The organism is Corynebacterium sp. HMSC06C06 (assembly GCF_001807295.1).
Classification (GTDB): Bacteria; Actinomycetota; Actinomycetes; order Mycobacteriales; family Mycobacteriaceae; genus Corynebacterium; species Corynebacterium striatum.
On the sequence record NZ_KV788468.1, the window covers coordinates 1 to 1,111 of the forward strand.

General features: G+C 53.9%; 2 protein-coding genes. Both read left to right on the forward strand.

Going from position 1 to position 1,111, the window contains the following annotated elements; genetic code table 11:
• Positions 1-372: integrase core domain-containing protein (locus HMPREF3153_RS01455; RefSeq protein WP_210385538.1), on the forward strand; the 372-nt coding region annotated here is incomplete at its 5' end.
• Between the two features lie 344 nt (positions 373-716).
• The coding region (locus HMPREF3153_RS01460; RefSeq protein WP_141740891.1) for a DUF3800 domain-containing protein at positions 717-1,111 on the forward strand (395 nt) is incomplete at its 3' end.

The window sequence follows — 1,111 nt, forward strand, 5'->3', positions numbered from 1 at the left end:
CATTATCAGCGTCAAGTTGTTTGTGTGTGGGGCTTGATTGACCATTCAGACCACGGCTCACACTATGTGAGCATCGTCTACAACGAGCGCCGGGCTGAGCACGGAATTACGGCGTCGACCGGCACTGTTGGTGATTCTTACGACAATGCTCTGGCGGAGAATGTCAACGGTTCCTACAAGAATGAGCTGATTCATAGGCGCTCGTGGGCCGACGTGGTCGACGTGGAAATCGCGACGTTCGAGTGGGTGAATTGGTGGAACGAGGCAAGGCTCCACCAGAGCCTGGGCTACCGCACGCCGGCTGAAGTCGAAGCCGAATTTTGGGAACACCACCCAAGTCAAGAAATGATGGAAATCAAGGCACATGCCTAGGGACAAAACCCGGGGCACTTCACAGCCAGGGCTGGATGTATCTAGCGACGGTCATTGATCCCCGTCGGCGGCGCCCCAGACACGACGCTTCCGCTCTCGCCGACCGAAAAGAGAGTGCAATAGCACAGACAGCACGTAAGAACCTCAAGACTTAAGTGCCGTGGCCCCGTCCGATTTAGCGCCCTGCCCCGGACATGAGTTACCGCGATATGCAACAGCCGGAGCGGCCGGTAGCGCCACCCCACCCTCTTGAAACGAGACCACCAAAACCCAAGCGTCCTGTTCAGGTTATACTGAACGGTCAACTTGCTTCCGGGACCAAACCCCAGTAAGCTTACAGACGAGTGGCGGCGTTGCAACACACGTTTCGCGCTAATTCCGGTGGCCAAATCGCTTTAAGCGATTTGGCCACTGAGCATATCACGAGGACGCTCATGCTTATTGCTTATCTCGACGAATCTGGGCACCAAGGCCCCTACATCCGCCACGATCATCCGAAGTTCAACACTCATCCTTGTTTTGGCTACGCAGGATACATTTTGCCTGCTGAGAACGTCCGCAAGATGGGCGGCTATTTCAAATATATTAAGGAAAATCTCCTCGCCTGGGAGCTGTCACAATCAGAAGTTCCTGCAGATCGGTGGGAAAAGAAGGGTTCCGCGCTTCTCACGTCCAATAATTTTCGAAACTATGAGGACGAGATAGTGGCTCTTCCGGTTTTAGAGTGCATTGATTTTGT